This is a genomic window from Virgibacillus sp. NKC19-3 (assembly GCF_019837165.1).
GTDB classification, from domain to species: domain Bacteria; phylum Bacillota; class Bacilli; order Bacillales; family Amphibacillaceae; genus Virgibacillus_L; species Virgibacillus_L saliphilus.
Map to the genome: position 1 here is coordinate 181,911 of NZ_JAGYHC010000001.1, position 26,125 is coordinate 208,035.

A 26,125-nucleotide genomic window follows, 5' to 3' on the forward strand; every position below is an offset into this window, starting at 1 on the left:
TTTGTTCAGCTCATTTTTAACAGTTGAACGTAGGATAGATTGGAAAAACAAAGCTGAATAATTGCGTTTTCAGTATGTTTTTCTTTCATATATAACATTTTTAAGAAAATGCTTGATTTAAGGGGTGAAGCTGTTGACAGGTCAACTAGTTCAGTATGGACGGCACCGCCAGCGCAGGAGTTATGCGCGTATCAGTGAGGTATTAGAGCTGCCAAATCTAATCGAAATCCAAACCGCTTCTTATCAATGGTTTCTAGAAGAGGGTTTGAGAGAAATGTTTAAAGACATTTCTCCTATTGAAGATTTTACAGGGAACCTATCACTGGAATTTGTAGATTATACGCTGGAAGAACCGAAATATCCTGTAGATGAATCCAAAGAAAGGGATGTCACGTATAATGCTCCACTTCGTGTGAAGGTTCGTTTAATCAATAACGAGACCGGTGAAGTAAAAGAGCAGGAAGTTTTCATGGGAGATTTCCCGCTTATGACAGATACAGGAACATTCATTATCAATGGGGCAGAACGAGTTATTGTTTCACAGCTTGTGCGTTCACCTAGTGTCTACTATAATGAAAAATTTGATAAAAACGGTAAAAGAGGCATAACAGCAACTGTTATTCCGAATCGTGGTGCATGGTTGGAATTTGAAACAGATGCTAAGGATGTCGCTTATGTCCGGATTGATCGTACACGCAAATTGCCAATCACGGTGCTTTTGCGTGCGCTAGGCTTTGGTACAGATCAGGAAATTATTGATCTTATAGGGGAGAACGAATACCTGAAAAACACACTCGAAAAAGATAACACAGAAACGACGGATAAAGCGTTGCTGGAAATTTATGAACGCCTGCGTCCGGGAGAGCCACCTACAGTAGATAATGCGAAAAGTTTATTAGTTTCCCGCTTTTTTGATCCAAAACGTTACGATCTTGCACATGTTGGACGTTACAAAATGAATAAAAAATTAGATATAAAGAATCGCTTGTTTAACCAGGTTTTAGCTGAAACGATTGTTGATCAAGAGACCGGTGAAGTGTTAGCTACAAAAGGCGATGTGCTTGAACGTAAATTGTTAGATAAAATTATACCATATTTGGAAAGTGAAGAGGAGAAACTGGGAGAGAAAATTTTTGAGCCAAGTGAAGGTGTCATTGAAGACCAGATTTCGCTTCAATCCATTAAAATTTTGGATCCAACAGACCCTAGTGGAGAGCGTGAAATTAGTGTTATTGGAAATGCAAATGTGGATGATTCCATTAAAAATATAACACCGGCGGACATTGTATCAGCAGTAAGTTATTTCTTTAATCTTTTGCACCGGGTTGGAGGTACAGACGATATTGACCATTTGGGTAATCGTCGTCTGCGCTCTGTTGGTGAATTGCTGCAAAATCAATTCCGTATTGGGTTGTCACGTATGGAACGTGTGGTTCGTGAGCGAATGTCAATTCAAGACACCTCTAGCATCACGCCACAACAGTTGATTAATATTCGACCTGTGATTGCTTCGATTAAAGAGTTCTTCGGCAGCTCGCAGTTGTCACAATTTATGGATCAAACCAATCCTTTGGCAGAACTTACGCATAAGCGCCGTCTGTCTGCGCTTGGACCCGGTGGCTTGACCCGTGAACGTGCTGGCTTCGAAGTTCGAGATGTTCACTATTCCCACTATGGGCGTATGTGTCCAATTGAAACACCTGAAGGCCCGAATATTGGTTTAATAAACTCTCTATCAAGCTATGCAAAAGTAAATCAATTTGGCTTTATCGAAACTCCGTATCGCCGTGTTGACCCGGAAACAGGAAAAGTAACAGCAAAAATTGATTACTTAACGGCAGATGAAGAAGACAATTACATCGTGGCACAGGCAAATGCGGTGTTAAACGATGATGGCAGCTTTGCGGACGATGAGGTTATTGCACGTTTTCGTGGGGAGAACACTATTGTTCCACAAAGCAAGCTAGATTACATGGATGTTTCACCAAAACAGGTTGTATCAGCAGCAACAGCATGTATTCCATTCTTGGAAAACGATGACTCTAACCGTGCATTAATGGGTGCGAACATGCAACGTCAGGCAGTACCATTGATGAATCCGAAGGCTCCAATCGTCGGCACAGGCATGGAATATGTGGATGGGAAAGATTCCGGCGCTGCAATAATCTGTCGAAATGATGGGATTGTAGAACGTGTTGAGGCGAAGGAAATTCACGTCCGCCGTATTGCCGAAGTTGATGGCAAAGAAGTGGAAGGGGATTTAGAGCGATATAATTTGCAAAAATTTATTCGTTCAAACCAAGGAACAAGTTATAACCAGCGCCCTATTGTCAGTCAAGGTGATCGTGTGACAAAAGGGGAAATCCTTGCCGATGGTCCTTCCATGGAAGTTGGAGAGCTAGCATTAGGTCGTAATGTACTTGTAGGTTTTATGACTTGGGAAGGTTACAACTATGAGGATGCGATCATTATGAGTGAAAGACTCGTGAAAGATGATGATTTCACATCCATTCATATTGAAGAATACGAGTCAGAGGCCCGCGATACTAAGCTGGGACCTGAAGAAATAACCAGAGATATTCCAAACGTCGGGGAAGATGCATTGAAGAACCTTAACGAAGAAGGGATTATCCGGGTTGGCGCTGAAGTAACAGATGGCGATATTTTAGTTGGTAAGGTAACACCAAAGGGAGTTACAGAATTATCCTCTGAAGAACGTCTACTTCATGCTATCTTTGGAGAAAAAGCCCGTGAGGTTCGTGACACGTCCCTTAAAGTGCCAAATGGCTCTGGCGGAATTGTGCTCGACGTTCGAATATTCAACCGTGAAGATGGTGATGAGTTATCCCCTGGTGTTAATAAGTTAGTTCGTGTGTATATTGTACAGAAACGTAAGATATCCGAAGGGGATAAAATGGCTGGACGTCACGGAAATAAAGGGGTAATTTCAAAGATATTACCGGAAGAAGATATGCCGTTCATGCCCGATGGCACGCCAGTCGATGTTATGCTTAATCCATTAGGTGTTCCATCACGTATGAATATCGGACAGGTATTTGAATTACATCTTGGCATGGCTGCTAGAAACCTTGGCATTCATGTTGCTACACCGGTATTTGATGGTGCAAATGAGCAGGATGTATATGAAACGATGCAAGAAGCCGGTATGGCAGAAGATGCAAAAACGATACTTTATGATGGCAGAACCGGAGAACCATTTGATAACCGTGTATCTGTCGGAGTAATGTATATGATTAAGCTGTCACACATGGTTGATGATAAATTACACGCACGTTCCACAGGCCCTTATTCACTGGTTACGCAACAGCCACTCGGTGGTAAAGCACAATTCGGTGGACAGCGTTTTGGTGAGATGGAAGTTTGGGCACTTGAAGCATATGGTGCTGCATACACCCTTCAAGAAATACTAACGGTTAAATCAGACGACGTTGTTGGTCGTGTGAAAACATACGAATCAATTGTTAAAGGTGACAATGTAGCTGACCCGGGAATACCGGAATCATTCAAAGTGCTAATCAAAGAACTTCAAAGCCTTGGAATGGATGTCAAAATGCTCTCATCTGACGAAGAAGAGATTGATATGCGTGAATTAGAAGAAGAAGACACACAAGCAGCAAGCAAGCTTAATTTGGAAGTCGGAGAAAATTAAAATAATGGGAATTGGCTCGTGTATAAGTCAGTTCCCGGCTTAACGCAGTTGAAAGAAGGTACAGAATGGCAGGCTTGGTGTTAATAATGAAATCGGCTTTTTCACCGGTTTCATTTCATCCAACCTCTGGTTTCTGCCCTCTTGAAAGACTTGGGCCGGCGTTTTTCAAATAGCAACGCAGGCTGATGGAAATAATCGGATACTAAAAAGGGAGGTAGGCCCCTTGCTAGATGTAAATAACTTTGAGTATATGAAAATCGGTTTAGCTTCATCAGAGAAGATTCGCTCGTGGTCATATGGTGAGGTAAAGAAACCGGAGACGATCAATTATCGGACGCTGAAACCGGAAAAAGACGGCTTGTTTTGTGAACGAATTTTCGGCCCGCAAAAGGACTGGGAATGTCACTGCGGGAAGTATAAACGAGTACGATACAAAGGTGTTGTCTGTGATCGTTGCGGTGTTGAAGTGACGAAATCAAAAGTTCGTCGTGAACGCATGGGACATCTCGAATTAGCTGCTCCAGTATCCCATATTTGGTATTTTAAAGGTATTCCAAGCCGCATGGGACTTGTGTTAGATATGTCACCAAGAGCTTTGGAAGAGGTTATTTATTTTGCTGCATATATAGTTACAGACGCAGGAGATACACCTTTAGAGAAAAAGCAACTGTTATCTGAGAAAGAATATCGTTCCTATTACGATAAATACGGTAAATCATTTAAGGCCCAGATGGGTGCCGAAGCAATCCGTAAACTTCTGCAAGATATCGATCTTGAAAAAGAAGTTGAAGGGTTAAGAGAAGAGCTGAAAACAGCGCACGGACAACGTAGAACGCGTGCTATCAAACGGTTGGAAGTAATCGAATCATTCCGGCATTCCGGAAACGATACGTCTTGGATGGTATTAGACGTCTTACCGGTTATCCCACCGGAAATACGCCCAATGGTGCAGCTTGATGGAGGACGTTTTGCTACATCTGATCTAAACGATTTGTATCGTCGTGTTATCAACCGTAATAATCGTTTGAAGCGCCTGTTGGATCTTGGAGCACCAAGTATTATCGTTCAAAACGAAAAACGGATGCTTCAGGAAGCGGTAGATGCTTTGATTGACAATGGTCGTCGCGGTCGTCCGGTTACAGGTCCCGGCAACAGACCGTTAAAATCTCTATCACATATGCTAAAAGGGAAACAGGGTCGTTTCCGTCAAAACTTACTAGGAAAACGTGTTGACTACTCCGGCCGTTCAGTAATCGTAGTTGGTCCGCATTTGAAGATGTATCAATGTGGTCTACCTAGAGAGATGGCATTGGAGTTGTTTAAGCCTTTCGTTATGAAAGAGCTGGTATCAAAAGGGATCGCCCATAATATTAAATCAGCGAAACGTAAAGTAGAACGTGTACACCCTGACGTATGGGACGTTCTGGAAGATGTAATCAAAGAACATCCTGTACTACTTAATCGTGCACCGACATTGCACCGGTTAGGTATTCAAGCATTCGAACCGATATTGGTTGAAGGACGTGCAATTCGCTTGCACCCACTTGTGTGTACAGCTTACAATGCCGACTTTGATGGAGACCAAATGGCGGTCCATGTTCCTCTGTCAGCAGAGGCACAGGCAGAAGCACGTGTTTTAATGCTTGCAGCGCAAAATATACTGAATCCAAAAGATGGGAAGCCTGTTGTTACACCATCACAGGATATGGTTTTAGGAAACTATTATCTGACGATGGAACGGGAAAATGCCGTTGGAGAAGGAAGCATTTTTAAAGACCTTAACGAAGCATTACTTTCTTATCAAAATGGATATGTACACTTGCATACTAGAATTGCCGTGGAAGCTTCCAGTGTCAATAATAAATTCACGGAAAGACAGCATGATCAATTGCTGTTGACAACGGTAGGTAAACTTATTTTTAATGAGATTTTACCTGAATCGTTCCCGTATATTAATGAGCCAACACAAAGCAACCTGGAAATAGAAACACCCGGGAAGTATTTTGTTGATAGCGGCACGGACGTTCAAGAAGAAATTAAAAGTCGTGATATTATCGACCCATTTAAAAAAGGCATATTGGGTGATATTATTGCAGAAGTGTTTAAACGGTTCAAAATCAGTGAGACATCTAAAATGCTTGACCGTATGAAGGACCTCGGCTTCTACTATTCCACAAAAGCTGGTATGACCGTTGGTATATCAGACATCGTTGTATTATCGGAAAAAGGGGAAATCCTTGATAACGCACAATCTCAAGTGGATAATGTTTCGAAACAATTCCGTCGTGGTCTAATAACGGATGAGGAACGCTACGATCGAGTGATTTCAGTATGGTCACAAGCAAAAGATACGATTCAGGATAAGTTGATGCATTCCTTAAGCAATCGAAATCCTATCTTTATGATGAGTGATTCCGGAGCAAGGGGTAACGCATCTAACTTTACACAGCTCGCAGGTATGCGTGGCTTAATGGCTAACCCTGCTGGAGAAATCATTGAACTGCCAATTAGATCTAGTTTCAGGGAAGGGTTGACCGTTCTTGAATACTTTATTTCGACGCACGGTGCACGTAAAGGTCTTGCGGACACGGCACTGAAAACAGCCGACTCAGGCTATTTAACAAGACGCCTTGTAGATGTGGCGCAAGATGTTATTGTTCGTGAAGTAGAATGTGGAACAGATCGTGGTTTAACAGTATCAACATTGTCAGATGGCGCAGAGCTTATCGAACCATTATTCGATCGCTTAGTAGGCCGTACGCTTTTCCAAACAGTGAAGCATCCTGAAACAGGAGAGGTCATTGTAGAAAAAGGAGAAATAATGAACGAAGACCAGGCCAAACAAATTGTGGATGCCGGTGTTGAAGAGGTTACGATACGGTCTGCATTCACCTGTAATACAAAACATGGTGTTTGTCAAAAATGTTATGGACGAAACCTTGCAACTGGTGACGAAGTAGAAGTTGGCGAAGCAGTTGGCATTATCGCTGCACAATCTATCGGTGAGCCAGGTACACAGTTAACGATGCGTACATTCCACACTGGTGGAGTTGCCGGGGATGACATCACACAAGGTCTTCCACGTATCCAAGAATTGTTTGAAGCACGCAACCCTAAAGGGCAGGCTGTTATTAGTGAGGTTCATGGTACGATAGAAGAAATTCAAGAGGTAAAAGATAGACAGGAAGTTATTGTGCAGGGTGAAGTGGAACAACGCACATATCCAGTTCCATATAATGCACGTATGAAAGTTACTGTCGGTGATGAGATCGAAGCAGGCGCAGCCCTTACGGAAGGTTCTATTGATCCAAAAGATCTTCTGCGCATACAAGGTGTAGAAGGCGTTCAGGATTATTTATTACGTGAAGTACAGCGTGTGTACCGTATGCAGGGTGTTGAAATTGGCGATAAACACGTTGAAGTAATGGTTCGTCAAATGTTGCGTAAAATCCGTATTATCGAATCAGGTGACACGACAGAACTTCCGGGGGCATTACTGGAATTACACCAGTTCAGAGATGCGAACCATACCGTTCTAAATGAAGGGCAGCAACCGGCAACCGGTAAACCTGTCTTGCTTGGAATTACGAAAGCTTCTCTGGAAACAGATTCGTTCTTATCTGCAGCTTCATTCCAGGAAACAACCAGAGTGCTTACAGACGCGGCGATTAAAGGAAAACGAGATGAACTGTTAGGCCTTAAAGAGAATGTCATTATCGGTAAACTTGTTCCAGCAGGTACAGGGATTAACCGATACCGTAATGTAAGACCGTCTACGGACGAAGTGGAAGAAGATGTAGAAGAAGTAGAGGAATCGGAGACAGTGCAATAGGGGATCGGTTAACTTACCTGTCCCCCCTGAATTAAAATAAAGTTTGGAAGCACCAAAAAAATTGGTATTTTATATTGACTTTAAAATCCGTGAATGGTAGAATACTCAAGGTGCTTCCGATTTTACTTTGATAAAAAGAAGATATAAGCTTGATAGGTGTTAAGCTTTCTAATTACTTTGGAGGATAGGCAATGTCTTATGAAAAAGTGATGCAATTCAGGTCATGGGTAATTATCGGAACAAAGCAAACACTGAAGGCTATGAGAAATGGCGAAGTAAGTGAAGTATTTATTGCTGATGATGCTAATCCACAACTAACTGGGCAGGTAGAAAGTCTAGCTAGTGAGCTGGACATTCCATGCAAACGGGTAGATTCCATGAAAAAACTGGGAGCCGCTTGTGGCATCGAAGTTGGAGCATCCGCATTAGCAATAAAACGATGATGTTTTGACAGGGGTTCTGTGAAAGCTTTGTTTTTGCTTTAAGATGAACCACCTGGATATGTGGGCTTACAAAACCATTTACATCAAAGGTGATTTTAAGTTTTCATTTATATAAAATAGAAGGGAGGATACAACATGCCAACAATAAACCAACTAGTACGCAAAGGCCGCGTGAATAAACCTAAAAAGTATGACTCTCCAGCACTTAATAGAGGGTATAATAGCTTTAAAAAGAGACCTACAAACCAGAATTCACCGCAAAAACGTGGTGTATGTACACGTGTCGGTACGTTGACACCGAAGAAACCGAACTCTGCACTTCGTAAATACGCACGTGTTCGTTTGTCAAATACGATGGAAGTAACTGCTTATATTCCTGGAATTGGACATAATCTGCAAGAACACAGTGTTGTACTGTTAAGAGGCGGTCGTGTTAAAGACTTACCAGGTGTTCGTTACCATATTGTTCGTGGAGCACTTGACACTGCAGGTGTAGATGGACGCCGGAAAGGGCGCTCTAAATACGGTACCAAAAAACCGAAGAAAAAAGCTTAAGTCGTTGATATAGATAACGTTAAGAAAGGAGGATGTCATATGCCACGTAAAGGACCAGTACCTAAACGGGATGTTTTGCCGGATCCGCTTTACAATTCAAAATTGGTGACACGTTTGATCAATCAAATTATGATTGACGGTAAACGTGGGATAGCACAGAAGATTCTTTATAATGCATTCACGATTATCGGCGAACGCAGTGGCCAAAATGCGATGGATGTATTTGAACAGGCAATGAAAAATGTCATGCCGGTTCTTGAGGTCCGTGCACGTCGCGTCGGTGGTTCAAACTATCAAGTACCAATGGAGGTTCGCCCGGAAAGACGTCAGGCATTAGGTCTACGCTATATTGTAAATTATTCTCGCCTACGCGGGGAAAAAACAATGGAAGAACGCCTAGCTAATGAAATCTTAGATGCTTCCAATAATACAGGCTCTTCTGTTAAGAGACGTGAAGAAATGCATAAGATGGCTGAAGCAAACAAAGCCTTTGCACATTACCGCTGGTAAGAAACCTAATAAAAGTTATTTAAAGGAAGGAGAAGAATACATGGCTAGAGATTTCTCCTTGGAAAAGACACGCAATATTGGAATTATGGCTCATATTGATGCAGGTAAAACCACTACCACAGAGCGTATTCTTTTCTATACAGGACGTATTCATAAAATTGGTGAAACACATGAAGGTGCATCTCAGATGGACTGGATGAGCCAGGAGCAGGAGCGGGGTATTACGATAACATCCGCAGCAACAACTGCTCAGTGGAAGAATCACCGTATAAATATTATTGACACACCTGGACACGTGGATTTCACCGTGGAGGTTGAGCGTTCCCTACGTGTGCTTGACGGAGCAGTGACTGTTCTTGATGCACAATCAGGTGTAGAACCACAAACGGAAACAGTTTGGCGCCAAGCAACAAATTATGGTGTACCAAGGATTGTATTCATTAACAAAATGGATAAAGTAGGTGCGGATTTCCTAAACGCAACCAATACGTTAAAAGAACGCTTGGGCGCTAATGCTCATCCTGTTCAGTTAACAATAGGTGCTGAAGATAATTTTGAGGGGATTATCGATCTTATTAGCATGAAAGCCTATTACTATGAAGATGATTTAGGCACACGTGCTGATTCTCGTGAGATCCCGGAAGAATACAAGGAAAAAGCAGAAGAACTCAGAGCAAGTCTGGTTGAATCCGTTGCTGAACTTGACGAAGACCTAATGATGAAGTATTTGGAAGGAGAGGAAATCTCCGAAGAAGAACTAAAGAATGCCATTCGTCAAGCAACACTAAATGTTGAATTTTATCCAGTATTTGGTGGGTCGGCATTTAAGAACAAAGGTGTACAATTAGTGCTTGATGGTGTCATTGACTATCTTCCTGCACCAACAGATGTACCTCCAATCGAAGGTATTGTTCCGGGAACGGAAGAGGAAGTTACACGACCTGCAGATGATGATGCACCATTCTCTGGCTTAGCATTTAAAGTAATGTCAGATCCGTATGTCGGGAAATTAACATTTTTCCGGGTTTACTCCGGTACAGTAGTTTCCGGTTCGTATGTTCGAAACTCGGTAAAGGAAAAGCGTGAACGTGTGGGACGTCTCCTGCAGATGCATGCGAATTCTCGTGAAGAAGTTAAAACGGTGTACAGTGGGGAAATTGCAGCAGCGGTCGGATTTAAAGATACATCAACAGGAGATACAATATGTGATGAGAAAGATCTTGTTATCCTGGAATCGATGGACTTTCCAGAACCGGTTATCTCCGTTGCAATCGAACCAAAAACAAAAGCAGACATGGATAAAATGGGTATCGCGTTAGGTAAGCTAGCTGAAGAGGATCCAACTTTTACAACAGAATCAGACACCGAGACAGGTCAAACGATTATCTCCGGTATGGGTGAGTTACATCTTGACGTTATCGTTGACCGTCTAAAACGTGAATTCAAAGTTGAAGCAAATGTTGGTAACCCACAGGTTGCATATCGTGAAACATTCCGTGGTTCCGCTGAGGTTGAAGGTAAATACGTACGTCAATCCGGTGGACGTGGACAATATGGTCATGTTTGGGTTAAATTTGAACCGAACGAAGAAGGCGCCGGATTCGAATTTACGGATAAAATCGTTGGTGGAACAGTTCCACGTGAGTATATTGGCTCTGTTGAACAAGGAATTATTGAAGCAACGGAAAGTGGTGTTTTAGCCGGTTATCCACTAATTGATATTAAAGCAACCCTATATGATGGAAGTTATCATGATGTTGACTCCAACGAGATGGCATTTAAGATAGCAGGATCCATGGCATTGAAGGCTGCGAAGAGTAAATGTAAGCCAGTTTTACTTGAACCAATGATGCGAGTAGAAATCGAAATCCCAGAGGAATATATGGGTGACATCATGGGTGATGTAACCGCACGTCGTGGTCGTGTGGAAGGTATGGAACCACGCGGTACAGCACAACTTGTAAGAGGGTTTGTACCATTATCTGAGATGTTTGGTTATGCGACTGCACTTCGTTCAAACACCCAGGGACGCGGAACATATACCATGACATTTGATCACTATGAAGAAACACCAAAGAGCATCACCGAAGAAATTATTAAGAAAAACACTGGCGAATAATTGATTTTTGCTTAAGATTATCGTATAACAATTAGTAAAGCCCGAGAAATAATTTTTCCTTAGATTGTTTTCCGGGTGACTATATTAATAAAAAATTTTTACTTATTTAAAGGAGGAACTATAATGGCTAAAGAAAAATTCGATCGCTCGAAAGATCACGTTAATATTGGGACAATTGGACACGTAGACCACGGGAAAACAACATTGACTGCTGCTATTTCAGCAGTAATGCACAAGAAATCCGGTAAAGGTGAAGCAATGGACTTTGACGAAATTGACAGAGCTCCGGAAGAAAAAGAACGTGGTATTACGATTAATACATCACACGTTGAGTATGAAACAGATACTCGTCACTATGCGCATATTGACGCTCCAGGGCACGCTGACTATGTTAAAAACATGATCACTGGTGCTGCACAAATGGACGGTGCTATTCTGGTAGTATCTGCTGCTGATGGCCCAATGCCGCAAACACGTGAACACATCCTACTGTCTCGTAACGTTGGGGTACCTGCTATTGCTGTATTCCTTAACAAAACAGACATGGTTGATGATGAAGAATTATTGGAACTAGTAGAAATGGAAGTTCGTGATCTATTGACAGAATACGACTTCCCTGGCGACGATACGCCAGTTGTAAAAGGATCTGCACTTAAAGCACTGGAAGGCGACGAAGCGTACACTGAAAAAATTGTTGAGCTAATGGACGCGGTAGATGAGTACATTCCTACACCAGAGCGTGATAATGATAAACCATTCATGATGCCGGTTGAGGACGTATTCTCTATTACAGGTCGCGGAACAGTTGCAACAGGTCGTGTGGAACGCGGAGAAATCAAAGTTGGACAGGAAGTTGAGATTATTGGTCTAAACGAAGCGCCAAGAAAAACAACCGTAACTGGTGTTGAAATGTTCCGTAAGCTTCTCGACTATGCTGAAGCTGGTGACAATATTGGTGCACTCCTTCGTGGTGTCGCACGTGACGATATTAATCGTGGTCAGGTATTAGCTAAGCCTGGTTCTATTACACCACATACGAAGTTTAAAGCAGAAGTGTATGTTCTATCTAAAGAAGAGGGTGGACGTCATACAGCATTCTTCGCTAATTATCGCCCGCAGTTCTATTTCCGTACAACAGACGTAACAGGAGTTATCCAACTTCCTGAAGGAGTAGAAATGGTTATGCCTGGGGATAACGTGGAGATGGAAGTAGAATTGATCTCCCAAATCGCGATCGAAGACGGAACTCGTTTCTCTATTCGTGAAGGTGGACGCACCGTAGGATCCGGTGTTGTAACATCGATCATTGAATAATATAGCAAAACAAAACAGGCAGCGCAGATAGCGTTGCCTGTTTTGTTATTGATTGTAAAGGCTGTTTTCTAAAAGTTGATGTCTTTGATGCAAAAGATATAAAATGTGACGTAACTTGAAATGTGATGCTTTTTCCCACCGCTACGGAAATACATTCCGCTTTCCGCGGGTGGCTGGTGAGCCCCCGCAGGAGTCTCCATGTATTTCCTCCGCTGGCAGTGAGTTTACTGTATTATTAACGAAGCAGTTTCATGCTGTCAGTAGTCCGGGTGAGTGGAGGGCAATCGACTCCTGCGGGAATAGCACGTGTCCGAAGACCCCGCAGGAAGCGGTTTTCTTCCGAGGAGGCTGAGGCCGTGCCCTAAGGTCCGCGATTGCCCGTAACGATCCCGGACGGTGGCGAATATTGCACACTACGTCGCAGTTTATATCAACCGTGAAGTTTTAAAGCTAACAACACGTACAAAAAGAGCCTTTACAAATGAAAATATTATTGTCTGCATCCATTGGCCACGCAGTTTTTACTCCAAAAGACATATTCCTTCATTTTTTATAAAAAAATCCACGCTATCCCTTGCATTCAGTGGGTTAAGTGCGTATAATACATAGTTGTGCAATTACAAATGATTTTTATAAACATGGATTGCATTGGCCGGCATTTTTGTTTATAATAGCAATGTTGGCCTTTCAAAGGCGATGAAGTGGAAGGTTGTTGGCACGCCCGGCCCCATTGCCATGGCGGAGTGCGCAAGAAATTTCCACAGAGTATGTCTATGATGAAATGGGCGAAAAGGAGGGAAAATAATGGCAAAAGAGAAAATTCGAATTCGACTAAAAGCGTATGATCACCGTATCCTAGATCAATCTGGTGAGAAAATTGTAGATACTGCAAAGCGTTCCGGAGCCAAGGTTTCTGGACCAATTCCATTACCTACAGAGAGATCGGTTTATACGGTGTTACGTAGTGTGCATAAGCACAAAGATGCACGTGAACAATTCGAAATGCGTACACATAAACGCTTGGTCGACATTGTTGATCCAACACCACAGACGGTTGACTCGCTAATGCGTCTTGATTTACCATCTGGTGTGGATATTGAAATCAAATTATAAATAAATGTATTATATAGGAGGTGCAGACGGATGACGAAAGGAATCTTAGGTCGTAAAATCGGCATGACTCAGCTATTCTCTGAGAACGGAGAGTTAACCCCTGTAACGGTTATTCAGGCTGAGCCTAATGTAGTTCTACAAAAAAGAACACAGGAAAATGATGGCTATGAGGCATTGCAACTCGGTTTTGCTGATGAAAAGGAATCACGTACGAATAAAGCGGAAAAAGGTCATGCTGAAAAAGCGGGCACAATCCCTAAGCGCTACGTTCGTGAAATCCGTGGCGCAGAAGTTGATGGCTATGAAGTTGGCCAGGAAATCGGCGTCGATATTTTTGGTGCCGGGGACAAAATTGATGTGACAGGGACCTCTAAAGGGAAAGGTTTCCAAGGATCTATCAAGCGTCTCAATCAACAACGCGGACCTAAAACACACGGTTCTCATTTTCATCGTTCCACTGGTTCAATGGGAGAAATGAACTCCGGTCGTGTTTTCAAAGGTCGTCAATTACCAGGACAAATGGGCGGCGATCAAGTCACAATTCAAAACCTTGATGTTGTTCGAGTAGATGCTGAGAACAATCTACTATTAATTAAAGGAAATATTCCTGGTGCGAAAAAATCATTCGTAAAAATTACAAGTTCAACAAAGGCTAACTAATCACATATACGAAAGGAGGATAAGTCATGCCTAAAGTAACATTATTAAAACAAGACGGCACGCAAGCAGGAGATATGGAATTAAATGATTCTGTATTTGGTATTGAGCCGAACACGCATGTACTACATGAAGCAGTAGTCATGCAGCGCGCATCATTAAGGCAGGGCACACATGCTGTTAAAAATCGTTCCGACGTTCGCGGTGGCGGTGCTAAACCTTGGCGCCAGAAGGGAACCGGACGTGCACGTCAAGGTTCTACTCGTGCACCACAGTGGGTAGGCGGTGGCGTTGTTTTTGGCCCTACACCACGCAGCTATAGCTATAAGTTGCCGAAGAAAGTTCGTCGCCTAGCGCTTAAATCCGCACTATCTTCAAAAGTAAAAGAAGGAAATCTAGTTGCCTTGGAAGGTATTGCAATGGATGTTCCAAAGACTAAGGAAGTCGTGAAAATGCTTGAAGCGCTTCAGGTAGATACAAAAGCATTAATCGTAACGGCTGACAAAGACGAGACAGTAAATCGTTCAGCAAATAATCTACAAAACGTTAATGTACTAACCGTAGATGAAATAAATGTACTGGACTTGCTTACGCATGACAAGCTGATCGTTACGAAAGATGCAGCTGAAAAAGCAGGGGAGGTGCTTGTATAATGAAAGAATCAAGAGATATTCTTAAGAGCCCTGTGATTACAGAGAATACTGCAGATTTAATGGAAGAAAAGAAATATACGTTCGAAGTAGATCCAAAGGCAAATAAAACAGAGATTAAAGCTGCTGTTGAACTCGTTTTTGGTGTTAAAGTGGTCAAAGTAAACACCATGAACCTTAAAGGTAAATTCAAGCGATTTGGTATTTACCCAATGAGAAGAATGCCGAGCGACGGTGGTTACCGTTCAGATCGTAAAAAAGCTATCGTTCAGCTTTCAGAAGACAGTAAAGACCTGGACTTTTATGAAGGCTAAGTAAAAAAGTCAGTGAAGGAGGGAAAACAAGATGGCAATTAAAAAATTCAGACCAACATCAAATGGAAGACGTAACATGTCTACATCTGATTTTGCTGAGGTTACAACAGATACTCCGGAGAAATCCCTGCTTAGCCCCGTATACAAACGTGGCGGACGTAATAATCAAGGGAAATTAACCGTACGCCATCAAGGTGGCGGTCATAAACGTCAATATCGCATGATCGACTTCAAACGTGATAAAGATGGTATACCAGGACGTGTTGCTACCGTTGAGTATGATCCAAACCGTACTGCGAATATCGCATTAATTAATTACGTTGATGGAGAAAAGCGTTATATTTTAGCTCCAAAAGGAATGAAGGTAGGACAAAAAATTGAAGCTGGAGAGAATGCGGACATCAAAACAGGTAACGCACTTCCACTTGCAAATATTCCAGTAGGGACAATCATTCACAATATCGAATTAAAACCTGGTCGTGGTGGACAACTTGCACGTTCAGCCGGAGCAGAAGCACAAATCCTTGGACGTGAAGATAAATACACATTGGTTCGTCTGGGTTCAGGAGAAGTTCGCCTGGTATTGTCAACTTGCCGCGCAACAATTGGTCAAGTTGGTAATATTGAGCATGAATTAATTCGTGTTGGTAAGGCAGGTCGCAGGCGCTGGAAAGGTGTCCGTCCAACTGTACGTGGTTCTGTAATGAATCCGAATGATCACCCGCACGGTGGTGGTGAAGGACGTGCTCCAATTGGACTGGATTCGCCAGTATCACCTTGGGGTAAACCTACGATTGGTTACAAGACTCGTAAGCGTAATAAACCGTCAGATAAATATATCGTTCGTAAGCGTAAGACTAAGAAATAAAGCCGAATAATGGAGATGGCGAGCATCGTCTCTCAATTTGAAAAAAGGAGGTTTATCCATGGGTCGTAGTCTTAAAAAAGGACCTTTTGCAGATGACCATCTAATGGCAAAAGTGGAGAAGGCCAATGAATCAGACAAAAAACAAGTAATAAAAACTTGGTCTCGTCGTTCAACTATTTTCCCTAACTTTGTCGGTCACACTTTTGGAGTATATGACGGACGTAAACATGTACCTATTTATGTGACAGAGGATATGGTCGGACATAAATTAGGAGAATTCGCGCCAACCCGGACATTCAAAGGACATTCCGGTGATGATAAGAAAACAAGACGATAATGAGAGGAGGCACTCAAGATGCAAGCTAAAGCTAGTGCGAAACAAGTTCGTATTGCTCCTCGTAAAGTCCGTTTAGTCGTTGATCTGATTCGAGGAAAAGATGTAGGTGAAGCAGTTGCAATATTGCGCCATACAGAGCGTGGTGCTTCTCCAGTCGTAGAGAAAGTATTAAATTCTGCCATCGCAAATGCAGAACATAACTACGAAATGGAACCAGATAACTTAGTGATTTCTGAAGCATATGTAGATGAAGGTGTCACATTGAAACGTTTCCGCCCACGTGCACAAGGACGTGCAAGTAAAATCAATAAACGCACAAGCCACGTAACAGTGGTTGTATCAGAAAAGAAGGAGGGATAGTTAGTGGGTCAAAAAGTAAATCCAACCGGTCTTCGCATAGGCGTCATTAAAGACTGGGAGTCAAAATGGTATGCCGGCAGAGACTATGCAGACTTGCTGCATGAAGATATTAAAATCAGAGAATATCTTGAAAACCGTCTGAGTACAGCTGCTGTTTCTTCTATTGAGATCGAACGTGCAGCAAACCGTGTCAATATCACCATTCACACTGGAAAACCAGGTATGGTAATTGGTAAAGGCGGTTCAGAAGTAGAAGCATTACGTAAATCATTAAATAGCTTGACTGGTAAACGTGTCCATATTAATATTGTTGAAATCAAGAAAGTTGACCTTGATGCAAAATTAGTTGCTGACAACATTGCCCGTCAGTTGGAAAACCGTGTTTCATTCCGTCGTGCGCAGAAGCAAACCATTCAACGAGCCATGCGCGGTGGAGCTAAGGGAATTAGAACACAGGTGTCCGGACGTCTAGCCGGAGCAGATATTGCCCGTGCGGAAGATTATAGTGAAGGGACCGTACCACTACACACATTACGTGCCGATATTGACTTTGGTACAGCAGAAGCTGATACTACTTATGGTAAATTAGGTGTTAAAGTGTGGATCTATCGTGGGGAAGTCCTTCCAACGAAAACAGACGATAAATAGGAAGGGGGCTCATAACTTATGTTAATGCCTAAACGTGTGAAATATCGTAAACAACATCGTGGTAAAATGGGAGGCCGGGCAAAAGGCGGAACAACTGTGTCTTTTGGCGAGTATGGCCTGCAAGCTACAGAGGCCTCATGGATCTCAAGTCGACAAATTGAAGCTGCCCGTATTGCAATGACTCGTTACATGAAACGTGGCGGTAAAGTATGGATTAAGGTTTTTCCTGATAAGCCATACACTGCTAAGCCCCTTGAGGTACGCATGGGTTCCGGTAAAGGTGCTCCAGAAGGTTGGGTAGCAGTAGTAAAACCAGGAAAAATAATGTTTGAAATCGCAGGTGTAGAAGAAGAGGTTGCACGCGAAGCCCTACGTCTTGCTGCACACAAATTGCCGATTAAAACAAAATTTGTAAGTAGAGCAGAAATTGGTGGTGAAAGCAATGAAGGCTAATGAAATTAGAGAACTGACCACTGCCGAAATTGAACAAAAGGTTACTTCATTGAAAGAAGAACTATTTAATTTACGCTTCCAACTTGCAACAGGACAATTGGAAAACACGGCACGTCTCCGTGAAGTGAGAAAATCAATTGCCCGCATGAAAACCGTTGCTCGTCAACGTGAATTAAACGTAAATAACTGATAACCCGAGAGGAGGTCAACCTCAAAATGTCTGAACGTAATAATCGTAAGGTATATACAGGTCGTGTTGTGTCAGATAAAATGGATAAAACGATTAATGTAGTTGTTGAAACATATAAATTTCATCCGCTATATGGGAAACGCGTTCGTTATTCTACAAAATTCAAAACACATGATGAAAATAATCAAGCAAAAACCGGCGACATTGTTCGTATTATGGAAACTCGTCCACTATCAGCAACAAAACGCTTTCGTCTAGTTGAAGTTGTTGAAGAAGCGATCATTATATAATAAGGTTCGCCCGGTAGGTAGCCGAAGGGAGGTCAAACGATATGATTCAACAGGAAACTCGTTTAAAAGTTGCAGATAACTCTGGCGCCCGTGAAGTATTAACCGTCAAAGTATTAGGCGGATCAGGACGGAAAACAGCTAATATTGGTGATGTTGTTGTTTGCACGGTGAAACAAGCAACACCAGGCGGCGTTGTCAAAAAAGGTGAAGTTGTCAGAGCTGTCATTGTACGTTCTAAATCTGGTGCACGCCGTAAAGATGGATCATATATCAGTTTTGATGAAAACGCAGCGGTAATTGTCCGCGATGATAAAAGTCCAAGAGGAACTCGTATTTTCGGACCAGTCGCACGTGAATTACGCGATGCGAAATTCATGAAAATCGTATCACTAGCTCCAGAAGTTTTATAGTAGAAAGAAACCTTGTCAAGGAGGTGCTAAGCCATGCATGTAAAAAAAGGTGATAAAGTAAAAGTACTTTCCGGTAAAGACGCGGGTAAAGAAGGTACGATTTTAGAGGCATATCCATCGAAGGATCGTGTTCTTGTCGAAGGCGTCAATATGGTCAAAAAACACGCAAAACCTTCACAGGATAACCCACAAGGTGGAATTCTAGATCTTGAAGCAGCAATTCATGCTTCTAATGTGATGCCAATTGATCCGAAATCCGGTGAGCCAACTCGAGTTGGATATGAAGTACGTGATGGAAAGAAAGTCCGCATCGCCAAAAAATCCGGTGAAGCAATAGATAAATAATTTCAGGCGAAAGGAGGGCGCTCGTGATGAATGGACTAAAACAACAATATAAAGATGATGTATTACCATCTTTGATGAATAAATTTAATTATGACTCGGTTATGGAAGTGCCTACAATTGAAAAAATAGTAATCAACATGGGTGTTGGTGACGCAGTTCAAAATTCAAAAGCACTCGATAGCGTTGTTGAGGAGCTTGCATTAATTTCCGGTCAGAAGCCTGTAGTGACTCGTGCAAAAAAATCAATCGCTGGTTTTCGCCTTCGTGAAGGAATGCCAATCGGGGCAAAAGTAACACTTCGCGGTGAGCGTATGTACGAATTCCTTCAAAAGCTTATTGGTGTATCACTTCCACGTGTACGTGATTTTCGTGGTATTTCAAAAAAAGCCTTCGATGGTCGCGGTAACTACACATTAGGTGTGAAAGAACAGCTGATTTTCCCGGAAATTAACTATGATAAAATAAACAAAGTGCGTGGTATGGATATTGTCATTGTAACAACATCCAATACTGACGAAGAAGCGCGTGAGCTTTTAGGTCAGCTAGGCATGCCTTTCCAAAAATAAGCGAGAGATAAATGAAGGAGGGAAAACGTTGGCTAAAAAATCAATGATTGCGAAACAAAAACGTCCGCAAAAATATCAAGTACGTGAATATACACGTTGTGAACGTTGTGGCCGTCCGCATTCTGTAATTCGTAAATTTAAACTTTGCCGTATTTGCTTCCGTGAACTTGCCTATAAAGGTCAAATTCCTGGTGTCAAAAAAGCAAGCTGGTAAAACCCGATTTGGGAAGGAGGTAATTAGTAATGGTCATGACAGATCCAATCGCAGATATGCTAACTCGAATTCGTAATGCTAACATGGTAAAACATGAAAAATTAGAGCTTCCATCTTCTACAATCAAGAAAGATATCGCTGATATCCTTAAACGTGAAGGTTTTGTCTCGGATTATGAATTCATTGAGGACAATAAACAAGGAATTCTGCGCATTTTCCTTAAATATGGCGTAGAGGAGCAACAAGTAATTACAGGTATCAAGCGTATTAGTAAACCAGGTCTGCGTGTTTATGCAAAAGCTGCCGAAGTACCTCGCGTACTTAACGGTTTAGGTATAGCTATCGTTTCAACATCAAAAGGAGTGCTATCTGATAAAGAAGCACGTTCACAAGCTGTTGGTGGCGAAGTATTGGCATATGTTTGGTAATTAACAATTTTAAACTCGGAGGAGGTGCATGGAATGTCTCGTATAGGACTTAAGCCAATTGAAATCCCAGAGGGTGTAGAGGTTACGTTTAATGGCCATACGGTTACTGTTAAAGGACCTAAAGGTGAATTAACCCGGGACTTACACCAGGATATGAAAATTAATACAGAAGATAATATGATTACAATTGAGCGCCCAAGCGATCATAAAGATCATCGCGCGTTACATGGAACGACTCGTAGTTTGATCAGCAACATGATTGAAGGTGTTCATAAAGGCTTTGAAAAATCCCTTGAAATTAACGGTGTTGGATATCGTGCCCTAAAACAGGGAGATAAAATTGTGATTAACGCAGGTTATTCGCACCCGGTGGAAATCCAGCAGCGTGACGGCATCGAAATCGATGTACCCCAGAACGCACAAATCGTTGTTAAAGGTATTGATAAGGAACTTGTAGGGGCGGTTGCTGCGAATATTAGAGCGATTAGACCTCCGGAACCTTATAAAGGGAAAGGTATTCGTTACGCAAACGAATATCTGCGCCGTAAAGAAGGTAAAACTGCGAAGTAAATACGATTCGTTAGGGAGCAGAAAGGAGTGACCTAGATGATCACAAAACCTGACAAGAATGTTACACGTAAGAGAAGACATGCTCGTGTCCGTGATAAAGTTGTTGGAACCGAAGCTCGTCCTCGCTTAAATGTGTATCGTTCAAACAAACACATCTATGTACAATTAATCGATGATAAACGTGGAAATACAGTAGCAAGTGCTTCTACAAAGGATAACGAACTGGCGTCAGAAGCGCATGTTAATATAGAATCAGCGAAACAAGTCGGAGAAATGATCGCTAAACGTGCCCAGGATAAAGGTTACAAATCAGTCGTATTTGACCGTGGCGGCTATCTTTATCATGGACGTGTGAAGGCATTGGCAGATGCTGCCCGCGAGGCAGGTCTTGAATTTTAATCGATAAAGGAGGGAACCCTTACATGAGAACTACCATCGATCCGAACAATCTAGATCTTGAAGAAAGAGTTGTTGCGATCAACCGCGTTGCAAAAGTAGTAAAGGGGGGACGTAATTTCCGCTTTGCTGCGTTAGTAGTTGTTGGAGACAAAAATGGCCATGTAGGTTTTGGTACAGGTAAAGCACTGGAAGTACCGGAAGCAATTAAAAAAGCTGTGGACGATGCAAAGAAAAAATTAATCACCGTACCTATCGTTGGAACTACCATCCCACACCAGATTCATGGACGTTTTGGCTCCGGTAATGTACTCATGAAGCCGGCAACAGAAGGTACAGGAGTTATCTCCGGTGGCCCAGTTCGTGCGATTTTGGAACTGGCTGGTGTTGGCGATATTGTAACGAAATCACTAGGCTCCAATACACCAATTAATATGATTCGTGCAACATTAAATGGCTTAACAAACCTAAAACGCGCAGAAGACGTAGCCAAACTACGTGGAAAGTCTGTGGAAGAACTGTTAGGATAAGGAGGGAAACACGATGTCCAACAAATTAGAAATCACCCTCACACGCAGTGTCATTGGTGGAAAAGAAAGACAGCGTAAAACTGTTCAAGCATTAGGACTTAAGAAAATTCATCAATCCGTTGTACATGAAGATACCCCGGCCATCCGTGGAATGGTTGATCAGGTAGCTCATCTTCTAACGGTAAAAGAAGTTCAATAAATAAGCGTAAAAGGAGGTGCTCGCATGAAACTTCATGAATTGAAGGCATCAGAAGGAACTCGCAAAGAACGTAACCGTGTAGGTCGTGGAATGTCATCCGGAAATGGTAAAACATCTGCAAGAGGACATAAAGGCCAAAAGGCACGTTCTGGTGGTGGCACTCGTCCAGGGTTCGAAGGTGGCCAAATGCCATTATTCCAACGCCTGCCAAAACGCGGATTTACAAATATTCACCGCAAGGAATTTGCCATTGTAAACCTTGATGCGCTAAATCGTTTTGAAGACGGCACAGAAATCACACCTGAGCTATTACTTGAAGAAGGTGTCGTAAGCAAACCTAAAGCCGGCATTAAAGTGCTTGGTAAGGGAGCGATCGAAAAGAATCTAACAGTAAAAGCTAATAAGTTCTCTGCTTCAGCAAAAGAAGCAATCGAGGCAGCGGGCGGTAAAACAGAGGTGGTTTAATGTTCCGTACAATCTCCAATTTTATGCGCGTTAAAGACATTAGGCAGAAAATAATTTTCACATTATTAATGCTGATTGTTTTTCGTATTGGTACATTTATTCCTGTACCTTATACAGATAGTGCAGCAATTGATTTTATGAACCAGCAAAATGCGTTTGGCTTTCTTGACACGTTTGGTGGAGGAGCTCTGCAGAATTTCTCTGTTTTTGCTATGGGGATTATGCCTTACATTACAGCATCCATCATCATGCAATTATTGCAAATGGATGTTGTACCTAAGTTTTCCGAGTGGAAAAAACAAGGCGAAATGGGGCGTAAGAAGTTAGCCCAAGTAACCCGTTATGCAGCGATTGCTCTAGCATTTATCCAGGCGATTGCCATGTCTATCGGTTTTAATGCAATGGCTGGAGGCATGCTGATTCAAGATCCAAACTTTGTGAAATTCCTGTTTATAGCTATCGTATTAACAAGTGGAACAGCTTTTTTAATGTGGCTTGGTGAACAAATCACGGCAAACGGAGTTGGAAATGGGATCTCGATTTTGATTTTCGCAGGTATTGTGGCTGCAGTGCCAAATGGTGTTGGTCAATTGTACAGCCAGTATTTTGTTAACCCTGGGGATGAATTGTTTATCAACATTGTCATTGTTGCCTTAATTGTATTGGTTATTATTGCAGTAATTGTTGGCGTGATTTTTATTCAGCAAGCACTACGTAAAATACCAGTTCAATATGCGAAGAAAATTGTCAATCGCTCGCAGACAGGTGGGCAATCCACACATCTGCCACTCAAAGTAAATGCTGCAGGAGTTATCCCGGTAATCTTTGCAATTGCATTCATTATGGCGCCAACAACGATTGCCAGTTTCTTTGAAGGCAGTCAAGTTGCTTCAACCATTCAAATGATATTTGATTATACGCAGCCAATTGGTATGGTAATCTATGTTGCACTGATCATAGCCTTCACCTATTTCTATACGTTTGTTCAGGTTAATCCGGAACAAATGGCCGAAAACTTACAGAAACAAGGTGGGTATATCCCGGGGATTCGTCCAGGAAAAAATACAGAAACGTATTTGACACGCGTCATGTATAGATTAACATTTGTAGGTTCACTCTTCTTAGCAGCGGTATCTGTGATGCCTATTATTCTGGGTGGTCTTGCAAATCTGCCTCAATCAATACAAATAGGCGGCACAAGCTTACTAATCGTTGTAGGTGTTGCACTGCAAACCATGAAACAACTGGAAAGTCAGCTTGTTAAACGACACTACAAAGGATTTATTAAGTAAATCTGTTGCCAAAGAGAGCGAGGGGAAAGGTTTTGAACCTGATTTTGATGGGTTTGCCCGGTGCTGGTAAGGGTACACAGGCCGAGCAAATAAACGACAAATATAATATCCCTCATATTTCAACAGGGGATATGTTTCGCTTGAGCATTAAAGAAGGTACGGATCTTGGAAAGCAGGCGAAAGAATATATGGATCAGGGTGAGCTTGTTCCAGATAAAGTAACGATTGGGATTGTTAGAGAACGTTTGAATAAAGATGATTGCAGGAATGGATTTTTGTTGGATGGATTTCCACGAACCATTGCTCAAGCTGAAGGTTTAGAGGAAATTCTCACAGAAATGAATGAAACAATTGACTATTGTATTCATGTAAATGTACCGGAGGAAAAATTAGTGGAGCGTCTGACTGGTCGTAGGATTTGTCCGACATGTGGAACGACTTATCATGTCATGTACCATCCTCCTCAAGTAGAGGGGATATGTGATAAGGATGGCTCCCGGTTAATACAACGAGACGACGATAAACCTGAAACGGTTAAAAATCGATTAGCGGTTAACTTGGAACAAACTAAACCGTTACTTGATTTCTATAAGGATAAAGGATGTCTTGTAACCGTAGACGGAGATCAGGAAATTGATCACGTGTTCGAAGATATTCAGTCCAAAATTGACAAATAGGCGCCTTAGCTGTATGTTTGATCGCAGAATGGATGCAATTTCAGCTGTAAAAAGTTATAATAGATGCGTGAGTTACTGTGCTTTATAAATAGTAACCAGGATTAGTAAAGTAAACTTTTTAAAAAGGTTAGCACATAAACTATAGCCTAAGTGAAGGTGATCGTTGTTGAGCGAAGATGATTCGATTCCGCTAATAGGTCAAGTTGTTCGTATTATGCAAGGACGTGAGGCAGGTCAATACGCGGTAGTCATAAAAATTATGGAAGACCGGTATGTTCTGCTTGCAGATGGGGAAAAACGTAAATATGACCGACCAAAAAAGAAGAATGTAAGTCATATTGAATTAATGGATTACATTTCCCCTGAAGTCCAAAACAGCCTTCTGGAAACTGGTCGTGTCACAAATGGTAAACTTAGATTTGCCATAGCTAAATTTGCAGGTGAGGTTGTGACTGATTTGAAGAAGGGAGTAGCACGCGATGGCGAAAGACGATGTAATTGAAGTGGAAGGTACCGTGACCGAAACATTGCCGAATGCGATGTTTAATGTAGAGCTTGAAAATGGCCATACCGTACTAGCGCATGTATCCGGCAAAATCCGTATGCATTTCATTCGCATTCTACCAGGCGATAAAGTAACGGTCGAACTTTCTCCGTATGATTTAACAAGAGGACGAATTACGTACCGTTATAAATAAGCTCCGATATAAAAGGAGGTAAAGACGATGAAAGTAAGAGCATCTGTAAAACCCATTTGTGAAAAATGTAAGATCATAAAACGTAAAGGCACTGTAATGGTGATTTGCGACAATCCGAAACACAAACAAAAACAAGGCTAATAACCAGCCTGTATTTTTAGAAGCAAACATGAGGAGGTGCAAGTGTACATGGCACGTATTGCAGGTATTGACGTTCCACGTGATAAACGCGTCGTTATTTCTCTAACTTATATTTATGGAGTTGGAAAAACTACTGCGCAACAAGTCCTTAAGCAGGCCGGCGTTTCAGAAGACACCAGAGTTCGTGATCTGACAGAAGACGAACTGGCTAATATCCGTAAGGCAATTGAGGAATATACAATCGAAGGTGACCTTCGTCGTGAAACATCACTAAACATTAAACGTTTAATAGAAATTGGTTCATATAGAGGTATTCGCCACCGTCGCGGGCTACCATTACGTGGTCAAAAAACGAAAAACAATTCACGTACTCGTAAAGGACCACGCCGTACAATGGCTAACAAGAGAAAATAAAGTAAGGAGGGAAGCTAATGGCACGTAAAACAACTACACGTAAGCGTCGTGTGAAAAAGAATATTGATACAGGTGTAGCGCATATTCGTTCAACGTTCAATAATACAATTGTGACGATTACGGATAAACAAGGTAATTCAATTGGCTGGAGTTCAGCAGGCGCACTCGGCTTTAAAGGCTCTCGTAAATCAACCCCTTTTGCTGCACAAATGGCTGCTGAAACTGCTGCAAGAACAGCTGTAGATAACGGCATGAAAACATTGGAAGTAACGGTTAAAGGCCCTGGCGCTGGTCGTGAAGCAGCAATTCGTTCACTTCAGGCAGCAGGCTTGGAAGTTACAGCAATTGTGGATGTAACACCAGTTCCTCACAATGGTTGCCGCCCACCCAAACGTCGTCGTGTTTAAATGTATAGGTATGAGAAGTTGTCACACTGTCCATAATGGATGATGATGGC

The 26,125-nt window shown here is 42.1% G+C and carries 35 protein-coding genes; all 35 read left to right on the forward strand.

All coding sequences use genetic code 11. The features are described from left to right. Positions 1 to 133 precede the first annotated feature (133 nt). The 35 genes from rpoB (at position 134) to rpsK (ending at position 26,075) form a co-directional block, all read left to right on the forward strand. Entirely contained in the window at positions 134 to 3,670 is a 3,537-nt protein-coding gene (gene rpoB, locus KFZ56_RS00920; protein ID WP_222639452.1) for a DNA-directed RNA polymerase subunit beta, read from the forward strand. A gap of 223 nt (positions 3,671 to 3,893) precedes the next feature. Beyond that, positions 3,894 to 7,502: a DNA-directed RNA polymerase subunit beta' gene (gene rpoC / locus KFZ56_RS00925; protein ID WP_222639454.1), complete on the forward strand. Its 3,609-nt coding sequence runs from the start codon at positions 3,894 to 3,896 to the stop codon at positions 7,500 to 7,502. A 191-nt stretch (positions 7,503 to 7,693) separates the two neighbouring features. Then, positions 7,694 to 7,945: a ribosomal L7Ae/L30e/S12e/Gadd45 family protein gene (locus KFZ56_RS00930; RefSeq protein ID WP_222639456.1), complete on the forward strand. Its 252-nt coding sequence runs from the start codon at positions 7,694 to 7,696 to the stop codon at positions 7,943 to 7,945. A 135-nt stretch (positions 7,946 to 8,080) separates the two neighbouring features. Next, positions 8,081 to 8,500: a 30S ribosomal protein S12 gene (gene rpsL / locus KFZ56_RS00935; protein ID WP_222639458.1), complete on the forward strand. Its 420-nt coding sequence runs from the start codon at positions 8,081 to 8,083 to the stop codon at positions 8,498 to 8,500. A 39-nt stretch (positions 8,501 to 8,539) separates the two neighbouring features. Next, positions 8,540 to 9,010 carry a 30S ribosomal protein S7 gene (rpsG, locus tag KFZ56_RS00940; RefSeq protein WP_222639460.1) on the forward strand — a complete coding sequence of 157 codons (471 nt, stop codon included), beginning with the start codon at positions 8,540 to 8,542 and terminating at the stop codon, positions 9,008 to 9,010. A 40-nt stretch (positions 9,011 to 9,050) separates the two neighbouring features. Beyond that, on the forward strand, positions 9,051 to 11,129 hold the full coding sequence (fusA, locus tag KFZ56_RS00945; RefSeq protein ID WP_222639462.1) for an elongation factor G: 2,079 nt from the start codon (positions 9,051 to 9,053) through the stop codon (positions 11,127 to 11,129). 123 nt (positions 11,130 to 11,252) lie between these two features. Beyond that, positions 11,253 to 12,443, forward strand: a complete 1,191-nt coding sequence (gene tuf / locus KFZ56_RS00950; protein ID WP_222639465.1) for an elongation factor Tu — start codon at positions 11,253 to 11,255, stop codon at positions 12,441 to 12,443. A gap of 804 nt (positions 12,444 to 13,247) precedes the next feature. Beyond that, positions 13,248 to 13,556 carry a 30S ribosomal protein S10 gene (gene rpsJ / locus KFZ56_RS00955; RefSeq protein WP_222639468.1) on the forward strand — a complete coding sequence of 103 codons (309 nt, stop codon included), beginning with the start codon at positions 13,248 to 13,250 and terminating at the stop codon, positions 13,554 to 13,556. 30 nt (positions 13,557 to 13,586) lie between these two features. Beyond that, positions 13,587 to 14,216, forward strand: coding sequence for a 50S ribosomal protein L3 (gene rplC / locus KFZ56_RS00960; RefSeq protein ID WP_222639471.1), 630 nt, complete (start codon positions 13,587 to 13,589; stop codon positions 14,214 to 14,216). A 26-nt stretch (positions 14,217 to 14,242) separates the two neighbouring features. Then, a complete protein-coding gene (gene rplD / locus KFZ56_RS00965) occupies positions 14,243 to 14,866 on the forward strand; it encodes a 50S ribosomal protein L4 (RefSeq protein WP_222639473.1) in 624 nt (207 codons plus the stop codon). Then, a complete protein-coding gene (gene rplW, locus KFZ56_RS00970; protein ID WP_222639475.1) occupies positions 14,866 to 15,177 on the forward strand; it encodes a 50S ribosomal protein L23 in 312 nt (103 codons plus the stop codon). Before rplD ends, rplW begins: the two co-directional genes overlap by 1 nt. Positions 15,178 to 15,208: 31 nt before the next feature. After that, a complete protein-coding gene (gene rplB / locus KFZ56_RS00975) occupies positions 15,209 to 16,045 on the forward strand; it encodes a 50S ribosomal protein L2 (RefSeq protein WP_222639477.1) in 837 nt (278 codons plus the stop codon). A gap of 58 nt (positions 16,046 to 16,103) precedes the next feature. Next, a complete protein-coding gene (gene rpsS, locus KFZ56_RS00980) occupies positions 16,104 to 16,382 on the forward strand; it encodes a 30S ribosomal protein S19 (protein WP_222639480.1) in 279 nt (92 codons plus the stop codon). Between the two features lie 18 nt (positions 16,383 to 16,400). Further along, positions 16,401 to 16,742: a 50S ribosomal protein L22 gene (gene rplV, locus KFZ56_RS00985; RefSeq protein ID WP_222639482.1), complete on the forward strand. Its 342-nt coding sequence runs from the start codon at positions 16,401 to 16,403 to the stop codon at positions 16,740 to 16,742. A gap of 3 nt (positions 16,743 to 16,745) precedes the next feature. Beyond that, entirely contained in the window at positions 16,746 to 17,390 is a 645-nt protein-coding gene (rpsC, locus tag KFZ56_RS00990; RefSeq protein WP_222639485.1) for a 30S ribosomal protein S3, read from the forward strand. An 18-nt stretch (positions 17,391 to 17,408) separates the two neighbouring features. Beyond that, positions 17,409 to 17,843: a 50S ribosomal protein L16 gene (rplP, locus tag KFZ56_RS00995; RefSeq protein ID WP_222639488.1), complete on the forward strand. Its 435-nt coding sequence runs from the start codon at positions 17,409 to 17,411 to the stop codon at positions 17,841 to 17,843. Next, positions 17,833 to 18,033 (forward strand): 50S ribosomal protein L29, encoded by a 201-nt coding sequence (gene rpmC, locus KFZ56_RS01000; RefSeq protein ID WP_222639491.1) that lies wholly within the window; start codon positions 17,833 to 17,835, stop codon positions 18,031 to 18,033. The genes rplP and rpmC overlap by 11 nt, the downstream gene beginning before the upstream one ends. 26 nt (positions 18,034 to 18,059) lie before the next feature. Beyond that, a complete protein-coding gene (gene rpsQ, locus KFZ56_RS01005; RefSeq protein ID WP_222639493.1) occupies positions 18,060 to 18,323 on the forward strand; it encodes a 30S ribosomal protein S17 in 264 nt (87 codons plus the stop codon). Between the two features lie 41 nt (positions 18,324 to 18,364). Further along, positions 18,365 to 18,733 carry a 50S ribosomal protein L14 gene (gene rplN, locus KFZ56_RS01010; protein ID WP_222639496.1) on the forward strand — a complete coding sequence of 123 codons (369 nt, stop codon included), beginning with the start codon at positions 18,365 to 18,367 and terminating at the stop codon, positions 18,731 to 18,733. Positions 18,734 to 18,766: 33 nt separating this feature from the next. Then, positions 18,767 to 19,078 (forward strand): 50S ribosomal protein L24, encoded by a 312-nt coding sequence (gene rplX, locus KFZ56_RS01015; RefSeq protein ID WP_222639499.1) that lies wholly within the window; start codon positions 18,767 to 18,769, stop codon positions 19,076 to 19,078. 26 nt (positions 19,079 to 19,104) lie between these two features. Beyond that, positions 19,105 to 19,644 carry a 50S ribosomal protein L5 gene (gene rplE, locus KFZ56_RS01020; RefSeq protein ID WP_222643852.1) on the forward strand — a complete coding sequence of 180 codons (540 nt, stop codon included), beginning with the start codon at positions 19,105 to 19,107 and terminating at the stop codon, positions 19,642 to 19,644. 28 nt (positions 19,645 to 19,672) lie between these two features. Next, complete coding sequence (locus KFZ56_RS01025; RefSeq protein ID WP_019375521.1) at positions 19,673 to 19,858, forward strand: type Z 30S ribosomal protein S14; 186 nt, start codon at positions 19,673 to 19,675, stop codon at positions 19,856 to 19,858. Positions 19,859 to 19,887: 29 nt separating this feature from the next. Beyond that, positions 19,888 to 20,286, forward strand: coding sequence for a 30S ribosomal protein S8 (gene rpsH / locus KFZ56_RS01030; RefSeq protein ID WP_222639503.1), 399 nt, complete (start codon positions 19,888 to 19,890; stop codon positions 20,284 to 20,286). A gap of 33 nt (positions 20,287 to 20,319) precedes the next feature. Then, complete coding sequence (gene rplF, locus KFZ56_RS01035; RefSeq protein ID WP_222639505.1) at positions 20,320 to 20,856, forward strand: 50S ribosomal protein L6; 537 nt, start codon at positions 20,320 to 20,322, stop codon at positions 20,854 to 20,856. A gap of 36 nt (positions 20,857 to 20,892) precedes the next feature. Then, complete coding sequence (gene rplR / locus KFZ56_RS01040) at positions 20,893 to 21,255, forward strand: 50S ribosomal protein L18 (RefSeq protein ID WP_222639508.1); 363 nt, start codon at positions 20,893 to 20,895, stop codon at positions 21,253 to 21,255. A 23-nt stretch (positions 21,256 to 21,278) separates the two neighbouring features. Next, positions 21,279 to 21,782 carry a 30S ribosomal protein S5 gene (gene rpsE / locus KFZ56_RS01045; protein WP_222639511.1) on the forward strand — a complete coding sequence of 168 codons (504 nt, stop codon included), beginning with the start codon at positions 21,279 to 21,281 and terminating at the stop codon, positions 21,780 to 21,782. A 13-nt stretch (positions 21,783 to 21,795) separates the two neighbouring features. After that, on the forward strand, positions 21,796 to 21,981 hold the full coding sequence (gene rpmD, locus KFZ56_RS01050; protein ID WP_222639514.1) for a 50S ribosomal protein L30: 186 nt from the start codon (positions 21,796 to 21,798) through the stop codon (positions 21,979 to 21,981). A 24-nt stretch (positions 21,982 to 22,005) separates the two neighbouring features. Next, the gene (rplO, locus tag KFZ56_RS01055; RefSeq protein WP_222639517.1) at positions 22,006 to 22,446 is read left to right on the forward strand and encodes a 50S ribosomal protein L15; all 441 of its coding nucleotides are present in this window, start codon (positions 22,006 to 22,008) and stop codon (positions 22,444 to 22,446) included. After that, entirely contained in the window at positions 22,446 to 23,738 is a 1,293-nt protein-coding gene (gene secY, locus KFZ56_RS01060; RefSeq protein WP_222639520.1) for a preprotein translocase subunit SecY, read from the forward strand. The genes rplO and secY overlap by 1 nt, the downstream gene beginning before the upstream one ends. Positions 23,739 to 23,770: 32 nt before the next feature. After that, the gene (locus tag KFZ56_RS01065; protein ID WP_222639523.1) at positions 23,771 to 24,415 is read left to right on the forward strand and encodes an adenylate kinase; all 645 of its coding nucleotides are present in this window, start codon (positions 23,771 to 23,773) and stop codon (positions 24,413 to 24,415) included. Between the two features lie 166 nt (positions 24,416 to 24,581). After that, a complete protein-coding gene (locus tag KFZ56_RS01070; RefSeq protein ID WP_222639525.1) occupies positions 24,582 to 24,917 on the forward strand; it encodes a KOW domain-containing RNA-binding protein in 336 nt (111 codons plus the stop codon). Next, on the forward strand, positions 24,895 to 25,113 hold the full coding sequence (infA, locus tag KFZ56_RS01075) for a translation initiation factor IF-1 (protein WP_010095735.1): 219 nt from the start codon (positions 24,895 to 24,897) through the stop codon (positions 25,111 to 25,113). The genes KFZ56_RS01070 and infA overlap by 23 nt, the downstream gene beginning before the upstream one ends. A 27-nt stretch (positions 25,114 to 25,140) precedes the next feature. Next, the gene (gene rpmJ / locus KFZ56_RS01080) at positions 25,141 to 25,254 is read left to right on the forward strand and encodes a 50S ribosomal protein L36 (RefSeq protein ID WP_222639528.1); all 114 of its coding nucleotides are present in this window, start codon (positions 25,141 to 25,143) and stop codon (positions 25,252 to 25,254) included. A gap of 48 nt (positions 25,255 to 25,302) precedes the next feature. Then, positions 25,303 to 25,668, forward strand: a complete 366-nt coding sequence (rpsM, locus tag KFZ56_RS01085) for a 30S ribosomal protein S13 (protein ID WP_222643853.1) — start codon at positions 25,303 to 25,305, stop codon at positions 25,666 to 25,668. Positions 25,669 to 25,685: 17 nt separating this feature from the next. Continuing rightward, the gene (gene rpsK, locus KFZ56_RS01090; RefSeq protein ID WP_222639531.1) at positions 25,686 to 26,075 is read left to right on the forward strand and encodes a 30S ribosomal protein S11; all 390 of its coding nucleotides are present in this window, start codon (positions 25,686 to 25,688) and stop codon (positions 26,073 to 26,075) included. Positions 26,076 to 26,125 lie beyond the last annotated feature (50 nt).